This window comes from Microbispora sp. NBRC 16548, assembly GCF_030268985.1.
GTDB classification, from domain to species: domain Bacteria; phylum Actinomycetota; class Actinomycetes; order Streptosporangiales; family Streptosporangiaceae; genus Microbispora; species Microbispora catharanthi.
The window spans coordinates 1-255 of sequence record NZ_BSSF01000135.1; the positions used below are offsets into that span (position 1 = coordinate 1).

Here is a 255-nt window from a genome sequence, read left to right on the forward strand (position 1 = left end):
GTCGATGGTCAGCTCGCGGAGGAGTTCTCCGGTGGTGGCGTTGACCACCCGGACGTGGAGATCGTCGACGAGCAGGATGACGTGGGTTCGGGCGTGGGTTCGTCCGATGCCGATGTGGTGGAGCCGGTCGCCGATCCGCAGGGTGACGACGCCGGTGTGGTCGACGCGGTCGTGCCGGACGCGGGTGTGGGTGTCGCCGTCGCGGTTGGCGGCCGGTTGGGCCTTGGGCCGGGTGTTGTAGGCCGCGGCGGGGGT

General features: G+C 71.0%; 1 pseudogene. It reads right to left on the reverse strand.

The features are described 5' to 3' along the window. Positions 1-255, reverse strand: a pseudogene (locus QSK36_RS43380) (hypothetical protein); the annotation flags it as partial.